Here is a 553-nt window from a genome sequence, read left to right on the forward strand (position 1 = left end):
CTTTACGAGGGACTGAAAGTCCCTCATTTCTTTCATTCGAGAATGAAATTTGAATTATCATCACTCTCTTTTTTTCTGTGATGCTCCAAATATTCATTCACCATTTTATCCGTTATATTTCCGGTACTCCAAACACCATAACCACTTGCCCAAAAATGTTGTCCCCAATACCGTTCCTTCAATTCAGGAAATTCCATCTGTAATTTTCTTGAAGTTCTTCCTTTGAAACTTTTTAAAATCGAGCTAACATTATGCTTTGGAGCGTATTCTATATGCATGTGAACATGGTCTGAACTAACAACTCCTTTTAAAATTTCAATTCCTTCAGCTTCACAGATCTGTATCAAAATCTCACGGCAACGCTTTTGAATATCACCTTTCAAAACTTTAAACCTATATTTAGTAACCCAAACAACATGACATGTTAATCGGCTTACTGTGTGCGAACCTTTTCTTAAATCTGTACTCATAATCTAAAGGTAAAGATTTTTTCGCATTACTAAAGTACTGCAATAAATTGCAGGGTTTTAAACCCGAATCTGAGACCAATAAA

The 553-nt window shown here is 34.5% G+C and carries 1 protein-coding gene; it reads right to left on the minus strand.

Translation table 11 applies throughout. The annotated features are described in order from the left end of the window. Positions 1-32 precede the first annotated feature (32 nt). The gene (gene tnpA, locus AAGV33_RS16375; protein ID WP_373393451.1) at positions 33-470 is read right to left on the minus strand and encodes an IS200/IS605 family transposase; all 438 of its coding nucleotides are present in this window, start codon (positions 468-470) and stop codon (positions 33-35) included. Between the last annotated feature and the right edge of the window lie 83 nt (positions 471-553).

This window comes from Flavobacterium magnesitis (genome assembly GCF_041729735.1).
In the GTDB taxonomy this organism is placed as follows: domain Bacteria; phylum Bacteroidota; class Bacteroidia; order Flavobacteriales; family Flavobacteriaceae; genus Flavobacterium; species Flavobacterium magnesitis.

Coding starts and splice junctions, on each gene's coding strand:
- tnpA (WP_373393451.1), bottom strand. CDS start 470: ATGAGTACAGATTTAAGAAAAGGTTCGCACACAGTAAGCCGATTAACA.